The organism is Serratia sp. CY83965, from assembly GCF_052166375.1.
In the GTDB taxonomy this organism is placed as follows: domain Bacteria; phylum Pseudomonadota; class Gammaproteobacteria; order Enterobacterales; family Enterobacteriaceae; genus Serratia; species Serratia marcescens.
The window spans coordinates 1,237,534-1,252,985 of the sequence record NZ_JBJNOV010000001.1 but is presented as its reverse complement, the minus strand read 5'-3'; the positions used below and the strand labels follow the sequence as shown (position 1 = coordinate 1,252,985).

Sequence of the window (15,452 nt, the reverse complement as noted above, 5' to 3'; positions counted from 1 at the left end):
ACACAGCAAATGAAAACTTGCCTCAATGCATGAGCTCGGGGACAATAATAGAAAAGGATACATTGTGACTCATAACCTACCATGTAGTTTACCCGAAAACCTTCCGCAAGTGTTGTGGACTGAAAATATATCATTTGAGAAAAACTGGAGAATTTTAATAGAAAATATGGCCGAGGGAGGTCAAGGCGTTGGGCATAAAGTAATATCTAAGAATGGTATCCAAATAGCATTTTTAAAAATAATGCATGAGGTGGGAAGTACCGAACGGCGTACGAGATTTTTTAATGAAGCTCGTGCCTATTCCTTTCTTAGTGATGCTCAGGTTCCAAAAATAATTGAGTCAAATGCTAATTTATATAAAAATAAAGACATCAAACTATATATCGTAACGGAATTCATTGAGGGACTCACACTCCAGAAATGGCGCAACAAGGTAGGAAATATTTCACTTGATCGAGCTATTGCTATAACACTTCAATTACTAGACACAATTGGCCTGGCGCACGAAGCTGGAATTCTTCATCGAGACATTAAACCTGATAACATCATCATGAAAGAAGATGATACCCCAGTTCTAATCGATTTTGGCATTGCTTATAATAAAAACGACGAGGAAATTAAGCAACTAACTCGTATCAATGACGCTCTAGGAAACAGATTCCTTTTGTTACCTGAGTTAGCGGGCGGCAGCGATGATAAACGAAATCCTGTCTCAGATCTTACCGCCATTGCTGGCGTCTTTTTTTTCCTTATAACGGGAAAGAAACCTTCTATACTTCAAGATCAAAAAGGGAAATTACCTCACCAGCGCAATAACTCCCTTCCATATTTTTCAGAAATTGGAAGAACTTCAATTCTTAATTTTTTTGACAAGGCATTTTCATATCATGTAAGTGACAGATATCAAACAGAAAAATTCATGGCAAATGCACTACATAAAGTTTTGAATCAATATTTACGCATGGGACCAAGTACTAGACGCGAGCAGTTGTTTGAGCTTTTGGATAACGCGACATTCAAGAGTAGAGGAGAACGGTCACTACGTATTAGAGATGCCTTAAATTGGGCGATGGGAATGTACAGCTCTGTCGTTTCCGATATAAGTAGCGGTAATCTTAGAGCCCACCAAACAGATATGAATGATTCCAAATCGCCTGGTTATGTGAGGATTCGTTGGGACTTAGCTGGTGAATATCTATTCTCATCCTATCTCTGGGTAGAAGCAATTGGTGGAGAGTTTGTATGGTACACCACAATTGGCGAGGTTTATCGTGCAAGTATGGATACGATATTTAGCCAAGACTATCCCACAACTTTCATACAGAACGCAGTGGAGGCGGACATGCATAGAATTCTATCTCAAGAACCTAAAGACATCTTGCCAGAATTTTCATGTCTTCATACTTTAAGGGACAGTTTAACTTACACATGGAATGAAGCATTAGTACTATCGAAAGCACTAAGTCTTCCGGTTGTCGCCATTGTTTATGATTGTACACAGCCGATAGCACACAGAGAGCATTTACTAGACCGCGTACTAGGAGATGATATTGTTCAAACAACAATCCGCTCAACCTTTGTATTGTTAATATCAAAGCGATCAAGTATGCCTGAGTGTCTTGGCATTCCAACAGGCAGTGACTATCTAGGGATTATTGTTAATGGTGAGTGGACGGAACAACAAAACTTAGCCGCAAACCGACAAGCTGCACGTATTCTTTTCTCTACACTTAAGGATAAATTCAGTCGAAATGAGTAACCAGCCATGGTTTTAGTTTCATTTTTTAAGTTGGTGTATGAAAGTAATTTCCGTACCATCGCTCATGATGGCCCTTCGGGGCTATCAGTCCGGAAGGGCCGTGCCAACAGCAGATTTTGATATGACCGCATCAGTGGTGAGAGCAATTGCGAACTTCCACTCCTCGCTCAAAGCTGACTGTCACATGAAATTTTTGTCACTGCTTTAGTACACCCGAGCGCGTGGAAGATCACTTAGCCGTGTCGTGTATGCCGGTGATAGTAGCTCACGCTTCATCGACCATGACTGGAGTGCCCCTTGCCCTGCGAACCATAGCTGGGCCCTCCCCGAGTTATTGATGCGGTCAAGTACTCCCATCAGCTTCTCGCTGTTATGCCTTGGCTGATGTTCATCGAATAAACCCAACTGGGCCACACCCTGACTGAAAAAGTCCTGCAGCATCACCCCACCTTTCTGGTACCGATGACCGGGTTGCCAAATCGCATCAAGACAGCGAATGCAGGCGGCGATAATGTCTCGGGTATCCTGCGTAGGTGTGCTCAGTTTTATGCTGCCCGTGTTGCCGTAGTACTCCTCATTTATTGCAAACGGGCTGGTCTTTATCCATGCACTGACGTGCCGGCAATACTGATGCTCTTCCCGTAGCTTCTCCGCTGCGCGTGTCGCGTACATACAGATCGCCTGATGCATTGCATCATAATCAGTGATACGGTCACCAAAGCTGCGACTACAGATAATCTGCTGCTTCGTCGGCGCGAATTCCTCCAATTCAAGACAGGGCTGACCGCGTAGCTCGCGCACAGTGCGCTCTATTACAACGCTGAAGTGCTTGCGGATCATCGTCGTGCTGGCATCAGCCAACTGCAGCGCGGTTTCGATACCCATCATGTTGAGTTTTTTCGATATCCGCCGGCCGATACCCCAGACCTCATTCACCGGCAGTAAGTCCATAAGTTTGCGCTGGCGCCCTTCGTTGGACAGGTCCACAACCCCGCCAGTCTTGTCCCACTTCTTCGCCGCAAAGTTGGCCAGCTTCGCCAGTGTCTTGGTTTGGGCAATGCCAACCCCGACTGTTAGGCCGGTATTGCGTAACACTTTAGCCCTCACCTGGCGGCCAAAGGTTTCAAGGTCGATACAATTACGCACGCCGGTCAGATCCATGAAACTCTCATCAATCGAATAAATCTCCGCACGCGGTGCCATCTCTTCTAAAACGGCCATCACTCGCTGTGACATGTCAGCATAAAGCTCGTAATTACTGCTGAACGCTATCCCCCCGACGCTCTCAAATTCACGCTTAATTTTGAAATAGGGTTCCCCCATTTTCAGGCCCAGAGCCTTCGCCTCTTTGCTCCTGGCTACCACGCACCCATCATTATTCGAAAGAACGACAACAGGCCGGCCGCGCAGGTCTGGACGCCACAAGGTTTCGCAGCTCGCATAAAAGCTATTCACATCAGCAAGCGCATACATTACTTAAGCCTCGTTATCGATGACACCACGACGCCTATCACCTCCAAATCGTCGCCGCTGTCATGGAGTAGGATCGGCTCATACTTTGGATTCATTGGCTCCAGCTGCGCGCGCGGATGTAAGCAGAGACGTTTCACAGTGAACTCGCCAGCGATGCTGGCAATAACTATATCGCCATGAGCTGGGCTGATACTGCGATCGACAACGAGCATAGAGCCCTCCGTGATGCCCGCCTCCAGCATCGAGTCGCCGGTCGCATAGAGGAAATAGGTCGCGTTAGGGTGGCTGATGCAGTACTCGTTCAAGTCGATACGTGAACTGACGTAATCAGCTGCAGGACTGGGAAAGCCCGCAGGTACCTTATCGGAAAACAGCGGGATCTCTAGTTTGGTGGGGTTTGGTGTTGGATAAAAGAAAGTCATAATGTTGCCCTGATACTGTGTTTTTATACAGTATAAACGCAAGTTTTTAGCGGGGGAAAGTTCGGAAATCTCTCAGAAAGGTAGGATATTGATCGGTAAAGAAAGATAGTTTTGATGAATGAAGATGAAGTTCTACCAGTATCTTGCCTACGTGAATAAGTACACAAGCACGATAAAAACTTCAGCCATTATACGTTCCCCCAACACAACTGCAATTCTGTGTTCCCTACCGAGGCATTTCAATGTACAGACAAGCCTGGTAGCCACCTGGCTAATCGTAAGCGATCGTTTTCAACGATCAATCTGCAACTAATTGATCGGCAATACCCATTTGCAACTCCGAGACAATACACGCACCATTAATAATGGTTTTCATATGGAGGTGTATCATGTCTGCACACAACATGACGTTTTGCAGAACGTGCGGGTTATGGATAGCTGAAACCACCGGTTGGGCAAACGGCGAACCGAGCTACTGTGAGAAATGCAAGCCACCATCAATTTTAAGACGTGCTGCGACAAGATTCGGAAACATTATCCGAACGATATTTATTGGTATGATTAAAAGATAAAAAATCCACCAGCACCAGGGATACTAAAAGAGGCAGATTATCTGCCTCTTTTTCTTTATAAACTTCAATGTAATTATGGTACCGATGGGGCCATATCCCCAAACGTATATTTAACGCTTACCCCCCACGCTACTCCCTCTTTGTAATCTTCTAAAACTCCGGAAACGATATCCAATAATTTAATGGGAGCGCCAACAATGGCCAATATCATAACAGAATGCTGACGCCAGACTCCACCGACCTTTTTACTTGTCATCCCGACACTTAACGTATACTGCAAAGGGATCCCCGAGCTATCACAGGGTATTTTCCCCAGCGTGATATCAACAATGACCGCACCATTAGCCGTACTTGGTACTCGGCTAAGCATAAGGGTATTTTTCACTCTCCAAATGCCGCCCGTTTCACTAAAAGCGTTATCCTTAGTGAAGTCAGGCCCCGCGCTAGTACTCACATACGTGCCGGTAATACCCACACAAGGGGCCTTGTAACGGTCTAACATAAGTCCCGCGTTACTATTACTTAGCAAGTTATTAGCGCTGGGATCTAACTTGATATCACCAGGCGATCCCCCATCGAGTAAATCAACGATATTTTTTATTGTCGTCGCCTCAGTCACCCCTTCATTGACAACGGGAACCAAAGCAGTGAGATTTAATTTATCAGTAGGTGGCAGCTTGGATATTGGCAATGATAATTCATTGTCTTGAATGTTTCGGCCACCTGATTTTAATTGTTGTGCAGAACGGACAAGCCTTAACTCTTCCATCATTTTACCTTACTTGAATAGCGTTAATCGAAATAGCCAATGCCATCGGATTTTTTTCCTTTCTTCGCAGCTTTCGCTTTGTTCTCTGCAGGCGGTTTAATATCAGTGACCAGATTAAACGCCATCGTCAGGCCGGAGCTGTTCAAAGAGAACGCCAGGGACTCAATTAACCAAGTGCGATCCTCTTCCTCACCAAAACCGGCCGTTGTTATCCGAGCCTCTGCCGTTAACGGGACGTACTGCGGCCGCCCCGGGCCGCTAAGCGTCATTCGCCGCTCGTTGCGGTTGGCCTTCGTCATTTTGGCTTTGGCGCTGCTATCAGCCTGGGCCTTGCTCGGTTGCGTGAAGGGATTAGCCTGGTCAGGCCCGTTATGCTCGAGCGATTGCGTTTTAGTCCGGCCGTCGGCGGCGTCGTAGTATGCAACGCTCACCTTGCCCTTTTTGCCTTTACCGTCCGCCGTCTTCGCTGGCTTTTCAGTGGTAGCGCCGCGCTGGCCATCTGAATAACTCCACGATGTCAGCGCCTCCCGGGTGATCGTCACATTGGTAAGCCGGCGCCCGCTCGCGGTCGTCGCCTCTCCTTGTTCCAGGAATAGCCAATAGCCGCCGGCAGGCTTGCTAACCGCGTTATACATTCGCGCCAGGCGAGTCATCAGCGCCGCGTCAGACTCACGCACCTGATCGATATGCTCGATCGCAATGCTGGCCAGCTGCTCGGCAACCTTCGGGATCAGTCCGTTATCCTTTGCGACCGTCGTCACAATGTCCCCTAGTGTCACAGCGTCCCAGCTGCGGCTTTTCTGGCTCTGTACGTCTCCGGGTTGCTTTTGCGCATTCATAGGGGCGGCAGTGGCATACAGCACGATTTTTCGCGGCGGTCCGCTGCTGGCGCGGCCGGATACAACAAACCAGCCCTTGTCGACCAGCTGGCCATTGAATCCCAGGGAAACCCGGAGGCGGGCGCCCTTTGGCGGTAGTTTTAGGGTTTCAGACAGGAGGGTGATCTGCAGCTCGTCAGCCTTGCCCGTGGCGCCACCATTATCGGTCAGGCTGAGATCAACCAAGTTTTCTCGCAGAATCGCGGTAATATCTCGCCCCTCTGCAGTTATGCGAAATTCTGGCCGAAATTCGGCCGGCTGTTTTTGTTGCATCGGTTAATCCCATAGCTGTATAGGCGATTCTGGCGTCAGCGTCTCAATGTCTGGCAAGGTGATGACTATCCCCGCCGGATAGACGGCCCCCAGGGCCGCCAGTTCGCGATTTGCGTCCAAAACCGTTACAACGGTTTGGGAAAGGTTCTCTGTGCCGTAGTGAGCCGCACAGACGGCATCCAGCACATCACCCTCACGGGTTAGATAATTCGTCGGCATAGTGTTTTATGGTGATCGAGTAGGTTTTCTTGCGAGGAGCGCCGCCAGGCAAAAACGCCGGCGTCGTGTCGGTAAAATCGGTAATAACCCACCAGCCCAACACATCACCGGCGCTGCTCACCAGTTGTTGAGGTTCGGCCTTGTCGGCCAGGTCATAAAGCGTATCAATGCTGGCCACACCGTTTCGAAACTGGGAATGCGCCTCCCCGTCCATTTTGACCGTCCGGGCGGATTTCCCTGTGTACTGCAGCAAGTCCTGTTTGCCGATCCGCTCCTGCTCACTCCAGCGCCAACGGGCTTCCCGCGTCAACTGGTTATAGGTCGTCGTGTCGATAGAAAATTCAAAGGTGCCGAGCATCATCATAATGCTGGCGCTGTCCGCCGGCCGCCGTGCATCATAGGCGCCCGTGATCGTGCCAATAATGTCCACCATTACCAGGCCTCCGCTGGGTCATGCATCGCATTGTTGCCGTTGAATACATCCATATTTTTCATTGACGACACCGCGCTATCCGCCACCGCTTGCGCATCCTGACCAGGTTGAGCGATCACCGTCATATTGACCTCTTGCCTGCGATTGTCTGTCATCGCAGGCTTGTCGCCAGCGGCGCCTTGATTGGTCAGTGAAGACAGGAAAGAAAAGGCCCCTTCTAACGGATCATCACCTTTGTCAATTTCCCCGATAGCGGCCAGCATCCGATCGTCGGCCTTGTCCCAATATTCGCCCGGGCTGAATACGCGTTCAGAGGTCACGGAATATTGCGTATCGCGGTAAATCCCCTGCAGGGTCTTTTGCTTCTCCGGGTCTGCCAGAATTGACTCAAGCCAGGAGCCTAGCCCGTGCGACTGCGCAAAATCGCGCGCGCCGGCAATGTCACCGCTCCCGAGTGAGCGCACTATGGCTTTTTTGTCGCTCTGCTCGTTAGGTAAAAGCCAGGACAAACGGCGGGCAATGGCCAGAAACAGCTTTGTTACGGTCATGATGCCGTTGGCGAACTCCACCAGGTTCGGGATCCATTTGTTCCTGATCGTGGTGGAGATAATTTCTATGCCGCCATTTTTGAACCAGGCGGAAAGCTCGTCCGCCAGCTGCGTCACTTTCGGCGCCAATGATCCGCCCAGCTTGCCGGCGATTTCCTCAACGGCCGACCCCCACACGCTGCGCAGATTGCTAAACGCGATATTGCCGCGAATGGCGCCATCTGCGCCTTCTTTCGTCACCAGGTTGTAACGCTTCTGCTGATCCATCATCTCCTTGTAGCTTTTGCCGGTCAGGCGCATGTACGTCAGGATTTTATTGGCCTCGCCCCCCATCAGCATATCGACGGCGGACGCCGCCTCCTGCTCGTCTTTGTGCGTTAGGGCGCGCTCCATGATTTTTTCAAACTGCTGTTCATTGGTCAGGCCGGCAAAGTCGCCGGCGCCAAATTTCAGCATCTTGAAAGCATCGTTAAGCGAGGATTGCTCCCCGGTCGCCTTATATTCGCCGGCTTTGTTCTTCAGCTCCTCGAGGAGGTCCCCGAAGTTTTCACCGTTCAGCCCCATTTGCTTTCCGAAGCTGTCCCAGGCGTTATACGTCTCGATGCCCACGCCATAGGTTTTCGCTTTGCCGACGGCTTCAGCGGTCCGGGCATTCATGTTCACAGGGGAAAGGATCGCGCCGGCAGCGGCAGCCAGCGCGCCACCGCCGAGCGTCATCCCGATCCCCGCTTTCAGCGTGCGGCCGACCGCCGTTTTTGCGCCGGCACCGAAGCGGCGCAGGCGTTCGGCGCGCTGCAAATCACGGTTAAAGGCCTCCTGAGCGGCATCCGCTTTTTTTATCTCGCGCGTCACGCCGGCATAGTCGCGTTTCAACCCGGAGATATCTTTGCCGGCTAACTTCGCCTTCTTCATTTCCAGCGCAAGCGCCTTCTGTTGCTTGCCCAGCTTTTCAGACTGTTTTTCTACAGAACTCAATCCCTTTTTCAGGCCGTCCGTAGAACGGCCCCAGGAGGAGTCGATATTGCCGCCGAAACTGATAACGGCCTTTAATTTCTGGCTAAGTCCGGCCACGATTGATTATCTCCACTTCAAGCACCAGAAAATCGCTAAACACGCTGAATGGCATGTTCAGCCAGTCGCCCAGCGTGTAATGCAGCCGGCGCCCCAGGAGCCTTAGCCCTTGCTGGATTTCGGTTTCCCCCGCTTGTCGGGCGGCAGCAAAAAATCGTTAAACATGTCCTCAAGCTGGGAGAAGTCCGCCGAAGTCAGGCGCTCAACGTCAGCAACGTTCATATTGCAAAGATTCGCGATCATGGCCACTTCATTCTCCAGGTCATTCCCTTTCATCCGGGAGAACTCAATACGGTCACGCACCAGCGGCTCCCGCATGAGCACATGGGTTAACTGGTTGCCGTTTTCGAGGGTCAGCGGGGAGTAAAACTTGATTTCTTTCGTATTGGCTGGATAGCTCATAAAAAACTCCAATAAAAAAGCGGCCCGGAGGCCGCTTGTCAGCGATAAGGAAAGGTTTAAAGGCGGATTTTGGCGGCGATACCGCGCAGCTGATCCACGCCGTTCACGCGGCGAATAAAGCGCTCTGTGTCGATTTCGAACAGCTCGCGGCCTTCAAGGGTTTGCTTGTAGTAGTTGATCGCGATTTCGACCGTTGTCGCCTTCTCAGACAGCGTTTGATTGTCCCGGGCGTCAGGGGTGATCTTCGAGACAAAGCCCTCAATTTCGTCAATCGCCCCCAGCGCACCGCCGTTGCTGAGATAGCCCTCGTAAGCCGCAAAGCGGTTACGGTTGCCCGTCACAAAACCAAAGCGGGACAACATGTCCGCATCGATGCCGTAAAACTTGATCTGACAGGTGAGCGCCTCCATACCGTCATCCATCGGCGTCGGCGCGTCCTGCGCGCCGGTACGCAGGTCCGTTTTAACAATCGACAGTTCCGGCGGCGTATACTCATGCGCGCCCTGAATACGGAAACCGCCGGCGAAAAACGTCCAGGCCCTTAACGTTGTTGGTTGGCTCATACAGTCCCCAGCTCCTCTACAGCATATTTGTTGTTAATGCGGACCCGCATCGTGATCCGCTCGGTCGGCGACTTCGGCCCAAAATCGTAATCGATATAGACTTCGCCAGCCGCCAGGGTTTCGGCAGTGTTCAGCTCCTCATCCAGCCAGGCGCGCCCGCCAAAAATGGCTTTGAGCTTGGTCAGTGTGCGCATGTAGGAGTTAATCGTGCCAAGGATGTCATCGATGTTTTCAAGGTCCAGCGGGCGATCGACGTACAGCAATACAGTCTCCTGAATGCTGTCCTCGATAACGTCAGCCGTTCGGCGCACAGACTCAAATTGCCATTGCGGATGCTTGATACAAAGGCGGTTCCCCCAATGGCGAAAACCATCATGGCGGATAATGGTTGTGACGTTTTCCATATTCAGGAGGTTAGCCTGGCAGTTGCGATCGCCGAGAATAAACTCGTCAACCTGTTCAACACCGAGAATATTGGCGATCGGCTGATTCGACTTACTCCACCACCAGCCCTTTTCCAGGTCGATTTTGGCGCGCAGGCCGGCCGCACAGGCGGAGTAAGGGCGAAACGCGATCTCACCGTTGGCCTTCACTTTCGAGACGCGGGGGCGTAACAGCTCAACCCGTGCGCCGTACATCTGGCGGCGGGTCACAACCTCTTGCGGCGTGGCCATCGACTCACAATCAACATAAGCCACCGCGCGCAATTTGTTTGCGGCCGTCTCCAGCGCCTTCCCGATCGCGTCATCTTCACTAAACCCCGGGGCAATCAAGATCCGCGGGCGGTAGCCGGTGATTGATTCACTTTGCGACCAGGAACCCATTGCGGCGATCAAGCTGGCCCGGGTATTCACGTCAACATCAAATTTTTGCTCTGTAAGAAGTTTGGCGCCGCCCTCTGTAGTTAAGGCCTCTCCTTTCTCAGTGCTCAGCACGCCGGCGGACTTCCCTTCTTCTTTGTCAGCTGCACGCACGACAATGATCAGCGCGTTCGTTTGATCGGTGATATCCGTGATCGCCTCGCCCAGCGTACCACCAGCACCGAGGGCGCTGAGTTGAGTGCCCCCAATGACGGCAACAGGCGTATTGACAGGAAACGGCTCATCGGTCCCGCCGGTTAACAGGGCAGTGAATGGCGCCACAATCCCCGCCGCCGTCGTTTCTTCGGCCTTGATTTTGCTATCGGCCACGGCATTCACCGCTGTCACCACGTCGGCCGTCGTCGCAGTCACAGCGCCTTTATCATCTGCAGCCAAGATGATCGACAGCACGCCGGCCGCATAGCTGGCCGAGGTTTTCACGCCGGTGGCGCCGGCGACAGCTTCAACACTGTACTGATTACCCTGGCGGCCAGGGTCTACCGCTCTGAATACCAGCTCGTTATCCAGTAACGGTGTCCCGGTCGTCACACTGGCCGGCGAGCCTTTCGACGCGTTCGGCGCCGTTCCCACCAGGCCGATAATCGCGGTCTGAATCGTCGTCACAGCAACAGATCCGCTATTCAGCTCTATCGTTTCAACACCATGTAATTCTGCCATTGTTATCTCCAGGCATAAAAAAACCGCCGGCGGCGGTCAAGGGAGGGGTTATTCAGCTGGCAATGGTGGCCAGGGAACATCTGGGGCCGTGTCGAGGCTGATACGGCTCAACATCACGCGGTATTTCTTCCACGCAGCCAGGCGCTGCTCATCGCCGGCGGCAGCAATTCCCGTTTCTGCTGCATCGTTTAGCAATTCGATTTGCCGATCTGCCTGCTGCCGCAGCTGCAGCCTCGTTACCGTCGCTTGTTCTACGGCGGCCCGCTTCATAGCATCCGTATCTGTTACCCATTGCTCACCGTCCCAGCGGTCCCATTGCGACGCCGGCGCGGTAAAGGTGCAATCAGGAGGGAGGACAAAATAAGCATTGGGAACCAACTGGGGACTCCCGTCGGCGGTGTAATACGTCTGCCCTGAACGATCTTCAACTTGCTGCCAGGCGCCGGCGGTATACAACACAACGTGGCCAGGTTCAGGCGCCGGCGGCGCTTCGGTTACTGCCCACTCAGGAAATGCGGCCAGCTCCATCATGACAAACGGCCGGCCCTGTTCATCCCAATATGTAGCGCCGCGCACGTCGGCCACATATTTCCAGCCTTCCCCGTTCCATATTCCCGCCTGGCCAGCTTTCGGGCTGCACTTCACAGGCGTGCAATTCGCCGGTAAGCCGGTATGCGGCGCAACGTAAAAGTTGAGCGACCCGGTGAAAATGCCGGCATCATCAAAACGGTAAACCCATACCCAGCGCGGGCTATCAGAAAATTCAAAACTATCAGTCATGCAAGCCTCACGATGTAGTTAAAGGCAATGTTATCGACGGTGTTTTTTGCGGCACCGAACGCATCGATGCGCAGGCCGTGGCCGTGCGGACCAAGCCAAAGAGAGTGTTTATGAGGCGGAATCCCTTCAATTAACCCGTAGTCCGTAAACTCTTTTGACTGATCAACGGAATGCCTGTTGCTCGTACCGCCATCCAACGCAGTATTGGACGGATAAGACCGCAGGCGAGGACTATAACCACCGGTTTCATTCGTTTCTCGCGACCCTAAATCAGCCGCATAGACCTCCCCGTTGTGGCCGTGGCTCTTAACCTCACCATCAGCCAACGATAGCGGGCCGCGATCATCGGGTTTCCCCAAAATAGTCCGGCCTCGCATGTCGGGAAAAATACCCGACGGGAACGCCTGCGCCGTGCGCGGATAGGCGTTTTTATCGAAAGCCTGCCCAACCATGAAGGCATGATCTATCGGTGGGGTGTCACCAGAAAAAGGCAGCGGAACGATCGGCTGCAGCTCCTCTATCGCGAACGTACCCGCTTTACTTCTCAGCCCCCCGCTCTGTGTATCAAACTCCCAAATACACTCCATCCCGCTATCACCGATTGCGTGGATAACAGGATGAGCGTGCATATCTGTACCGGGCATAAGGTAGCCAAAGCTAACGGCCGTCGGCCACCCTTTGCCTTTTCGAGTCCCTCGCCCTTTAACCAGCGGGATATAAGTGCTTCCAGGTGTCACTGACCAGTGATAATCAGGCGAATAAAATGGGGCGTGGTTGTCCAATTGCTCCTTGTACATGCCTGAGCCGGCCGGTATGCCGTTCGTGCCGTTTGCCTGGAACATTGGCGCGCCCAGATCACCCGTCGCTGTGTCTCCCTTCCTGAATAGATAGCGGGCGTCAGCCTCTTCAATCGTCAGCACCGAAATATTGGGGTCAATCTCGAGCACCACGCTTTCGGCATGTACCAGCGGCATAGCAAAGTTCACCACCAGCTCTTTTACGATCGAGTCATTTTGTTCCGGTAAGTAGGTGTCTGGATAGGCGCCATAGGCAATCAGAACGCCGGCGCTACTCATCAGCCCAAACTCCCGGACTACTTTACCCGGGTGCTTACGGGCGTTAATCACCGCCTGGCCGGCAATCATGCCGCTACCCGACTCGCCCTGCGTAAAGGGCACATCCCCAAATTTATTGACCAGTTTGGTTACGGCAGGGTCAGGGGTCACAGGGGCCCCGCCACCATCACCGAACGCGACGATCGGGATAGTGACCACCTCGCCGGCCTGATATGCCGCCTCTATCGCCTCGGCCCCGACGGCGGTTAAAATTAATCCTGAAGCCATTAGTTTTTCTCCAATTCAATCACGGCGGCCGTCGAATAATCATTAGGGTCCCACGGCGAAACACTGCCGAATGTTGCAGAGGTCAACCGCACAAAACGCCTGAAGCTTGAGGGACTCCCCGGGGAGCCTGTGACCCAGCGGGCCTCTTCCGAGGTCGACCCCATCCAAAATTTTCGCCAGCCGTAGGCCGTCATGTTTCCCCACTCCCCCCACAGATGCCCCATTTCGCGGACCTTTGTTCCGCCGGCTTGCGGCCAGCGAATTAAATCCTCAACCAGGCACATTCTGCCGCCCTGTTTTTCAATAAACGCGGGCATCTCAGACTGGCTAAGCTGAATATCGGCAGGTGTGGGGATGAAGTAACGGGCCGGGTTGATCGCATGACTTATCGAGCGGTTCCGGGCATCCGTCCCCGTGATAGCAACAGCTCCGGGGCCGGTAATGGTTACTGTTCCATCACTGGCCACCGTCGCCGGGCCTGTAACGTGCCAGGTGATCGCGCCAAAATTACCTTGTGTTACCAGCGTATAAACGGCCCCATAAAACGACGATGTAGGCGCAAACTCCGACGTCATCCAGCCGTTGATATGTACGCCGATAAATTCAAATACGGGTATGATTGAGAATGACTCCGACGCTATCATGTAGCCGGCTAAAATCGCCTTGCCGTCCAGGTTCCCCTTAAATGTCACATCGAACCAGGAGCGCAAATTCTTCCCTTTCATCACCGCGCTTTTCAGGTCCTGCACATCGCCCAACGTGATCGGCCGGTCGTCCTGCGTCACCTCAAGAGAGAACGTGTAAGGCTCCCCCCGGGGCGTCTTTTCGAACCACTCGATAACATCGCTGGCGAACGGCGAGGAGGACAACGACATTTCGATCGCCGCCCGCGTACCTCTGTGCCGATGGATATAGGCAGCACGGGCAATAGCCGCCCGTTTCTCCGCCTCCGTCCAATCCGTGTTCCAGGTGTCTACGCTGAACTCCCACGCCAGCCACGGCAGCAGTTCAACGGGACATAACGCCGGGTTTTTCACTATCCGGATCAGGTCCGGGATAGAGATCACCTCTTCAATTGTCGCCTGCTCAAGCGCGCGCTCTGCCGGAATGGCATTGGGCGGGAGGAGGGTTTTAAATTTATTCGGCATTGATGATCACCTTACGCAGCGTGACTTTTGAGCATCGCGGCGCCTGCCCCATTGCCATGCTGATATCTGCAGCAGGTGAAAGCAGCTTTACCGTCACTATCCCGGGCTGATGTAAGGCACGGTCTATGGCCGAACGCGAAACCAGCCGGCCGAGGCGGTGAACAATGGCCAGGTACTTGTCCAGCGCATCCTCCGCCGCTTTCATCACCGTGTCAGTGTCCGGGCCGTAGGGGATCTGGATATCTGCGGTCACTTCAAAATCCACCAGTTCCGCCGGCTTTACCGTGACAAAATCGGTCAGCGGCCGAACCTCTTTTTTATTGACCGCCTCGGCGACCTTCTTCAGCACCTCGGCCGAAGGGATCCCCCCGTTGGTGCGGGACAACACATAGAGATAGACCTCGCCGAGAAGCTGGTGATCTTCAGGGCCGTATGCGCGGACGTCGAGCACATCGGGATCGGCAGACGCGGCAAAAAACGTATACGCATTTTCAGCGCCGGCGGTACTTAATCGGGACCACGCCAGCTGTATTCGGGTCCGAAATGCCTCATCATCTTCGTATACCGGTTCAACCGGCGGGACCGCACTCGGATCCCCGGGCTTTATCAGCAGCCGCTCCACATCAAAGTTGGCGCCGATCTGGTCAAGGTCATTCCCTTTCGCGCTGGCCAGCAATACAGCCCGAATGGAGTCATTCATACCCTGGCGGATCAGCGTTGAGTGATACGCCAGGACTTCCCCTTGTTTAAAAACGGGGTCAGACTCCAGCAAGGCATCATAAACCGGGTCCAGCTCACGGAGCCGCGCCAGCCAGCCGGCAAAAATCAGCGCCGGATCGGGCATCTTAACCGCATCGGGTACGGGCAGCTCCGACAGGTTAATCGTTGCGGAATTGGTCGCCATTTATCGTTAGCTCCTCCAAAGTGATCGGGTAGCCCGTTTCTGTGTTGATGCCGTAAATCGTCAGGTCAAATTGCCCGGCGCCGGAAAACTGCACCGTCACCGATTTAACCTGCAGGCGTGGCTCCCAGCGAGCCAGGGCGCCGGCAGTCGCTGCGATGATATGCACGCGTGTGCTTTCGTCCTGGGGATTGTCCACCAGGTCTAACAGGCGGCTCCCGTAATCTCGAACTAAAACGCGACTACCGATCGGCGTTGTCAGAATGTCAAAGACGGACTGGCGCAGGTGCGCTGTCCCTGCCAGGCGCTTACCGCTGGCCGCATTAACTCCCTGCATAGTGCCCCCATAAAAAAACCCGC

16 protein-coding genes are annotated in these 15,452 nt (G+C 53.1%); 1 reads left to right on the top strand and 15 read right to left on the bottom strand.

Annotated features, from left to right (window positions below):
- Window positions 1-64: 64 nt before the first annotated feature.
- Window positions 65-1,759 (top strand): serine/threonine protein kinase, encoded by a 1,695-nt coding sequence (locus ACJ8PL_RS06340; RefSeq protein ID WP_442530969.1) that lies wholly within the window; start codon window positions 65-67, stop codon window positions 1,757-1,759.
- A 204-nt stretch (window positions 1,760-1,963) separates the two neighbouring features.
- On the opposite strand, the gene umuC is transcribed toward ACJ8PL_RS06340, so the two are convergent.
- The 15 genes from umuC to ACJ8PL_RS06265 all read right to left on the bottom strand — a co-directional run bounded on the left by umuC (window position 1,964) and on the right by ACJ8PL_RS06265 (window position 15,429).
- A complete protein-coding gene (gene umuC, locus ACJ8PL_RS06335) occupies window positions 1,964-3,232 on the bottom strand; it encodes a translesion error-prone DNA polymerase V subunit UmuC (protein WP_442530967.1) in 1,269 nt (422 codons plus the stop codon).
- A complete protein-coding gene (umuD, locus tag ACJ8PL_RS06330; RefSeq protein ID WP_044550118.1) occupies window positions 3,232-3,654 on the bottom strand; it encodes a translesion error-prone DNA polymerase V autoproteolytic subunit in 423 nt (140 codons plus the stop codon). Before umuD ends, umuC begins: the two co-directional genes overlap by 1 nt.
- 645 nt (window positions 3,655-4,299) lie before the next feature.
- The gene (locus ACJ8PL_RS06325) at window positions 4,300-4,998 is read right to left on the bottom strand and encodes a hypothetical protein (protein ID WP_442530966.1); all 699 of its coding nucleotides are present in this window, start codon (window positions 4,996-4,998) and stop codon (window positions 4,300-4,302) included.
- A gap of 20 nt (window positions 4,999-5,018) precedes the next feature.
- Window positions 5,019-6,146: a contractile injection system protein, VgrG/Pvc8 family gene (locus tag ACJ8PL_RS06320; protein WP_442530964.1), complete on the bottom strand. Its 1,128-nt coding sequence runs from the start codon at window positions 6,144-6,146 to the stop codon at window positions 5,019-5,021.
- 3 nt (window positions 6,147-6,149) lie between these two features.
- Window positions 6,150-6,365 (bottom strand): tail protein X, encoded by a 216-nt coding sequence (locus ACJ8PL_RS06315; RefSeq protein ID WP_442530963.1) that lies wholly within the window; start codon window positions 6,363-6,365, stop codon window positions 6,150-6,152.
- Window positions 6,340-6,798, bottom strand: a complete 459-nt coding sequence (locus tag ACJ8PL_RS06310) for a phage tail protein (protein WP_122078824.1) — start codon at window positions 6,796-6,798, stop codon at window positions 6,340-6,342. Before ACJ8PL_RS06310 ends, ACJ8PL_RS06315 begins: the two co-directional genes overlap by 26 nt.
- Window positions 6,798-8,417, bottom strand: a complete 1,620-nt coding sequence (locus tag ACJ8PL_RS06305) for a hypothetical protein (RefSeq protein WP_442530962.1) — start codon at window positions 8,415-8,417, stop codon at window positions 6,798-6,800. Before ACJ8PL_RS06305 ends, ACJ8PL_RS06310 begins: the two co-directional genes overlap by 1 nt.
- 102 nt (window positions 8,418-8,519) lie before the next feature.
- On the bottom strand, window positions 8,520-8,819 hold the full coding sequence (locus ACJ8PL_RS06300) for a phage tail assembly protein (protein ID WP_442530961.1): 300 nt from the start codon (window positions 8,817-8,819) through the stop codon (window positions 8,520-8,522).
- 56 nt (window positions 8,820-8,875) lie between these two features.
- Window positions 8,876-9,382, bottom strand: a complete 507-nt coding sequence (locus ACJ8PL_RS06295) for a phage major tail tube protein (protein ID WP_311266506.1) — start codon at window positions 9,380-9,382, stop codon at window positions 8,876-8,878.
- On the bottom strand, window positions 9,379-10,920 hold the full coding sequence (locus ACJ8PL_RS06290; RefSeq protein ID WP_442530959.1) for a phage tail sheath family protein: 1,542 nt from the start codon (window positions 10,918-10,920) through the stop codon (window positions 9,379-9,381). Before ACJ8PL_RS06290 ends, ACJ8PL_RS06295 begins: the two co-directional genes overlap by 4 nt.
- Window positions 10,921-10,968: 48 nt before the next feature.
- Window positions 10,969-11,700 carry a tail fiber assembly protein gene (locus ACJ8PL_RS06285; protein WP_442530957.1) on the bottom strand — a complete coding sequence of 244 codons (732 nt, stop codon included), beginning with the start codon at window positions 11,698-11,700 and terminating at the stop codon, window positions 10,969-10,971.
- The gene (locus ACJ8PL_RS06280) at window positions 11,697-13,043 is read right to left on the bottom strand and encodes a phage tail-collar fiber domain-containing protein (protein ID WP_442530956.1); all 1,347 of its coding nucleotides are present in this window, start codon (window positions 13,041-13,043) and stop codon (window positions 11,697-11,699) included. The genes ACJ8PL_RS06285 and ACJ8PL_RS06280 overlap by 4 nt, the downstream gene beginning before the upstream one ends.
- Window positions 13,043-14,191 (bottom strand): phage tail protein I, encoded by a 1,149-nt coding sequence (locus ACJ8PL_RS06275; RefSeq protein ID WP_442530955.1) that lies wholly within the window; start codon window positions 14,189-14,191, stop codon window positions 13,043-13,045. Before ACJ8PL_RS06275 ends, ACJ8PL_RS06280 begins: the two co-directional genes overlap by 1 nt.
- A complete protein-coding gene (locus tag ACJ8PL_RS06270) occupies window positions 14,181-15,095 on the bottom strand; it encodes a baseplate assembly protein (protein ID WP_197763124.1) in 915 nt (304 codons plus the stop codon). Before ACJ8PL_RS06270 ends, ACJ8PL_RS06275 begins: the two co-directional genes overlap by 11 nt.
- The gene (locus ACJ8PL_RS06265; RefSeq protein WP_442530953.1) at window positions 15,070-15,429 is read right to left on the bottom strand and encodes a GPW/gp25 family protein; all 360 of its coding nucleotides are present in this window, start codon (window positions 15,427-15,429) and stop codon (window positions 15,070-15,072) included. Before ACJ8PL_RS06265 ends, ACJ8PL_RS06270 begins: the two co-directional genes overlap by 26 nt.
- Window positions 15,430-15,452: the final 23 nt, after the last annotated feature.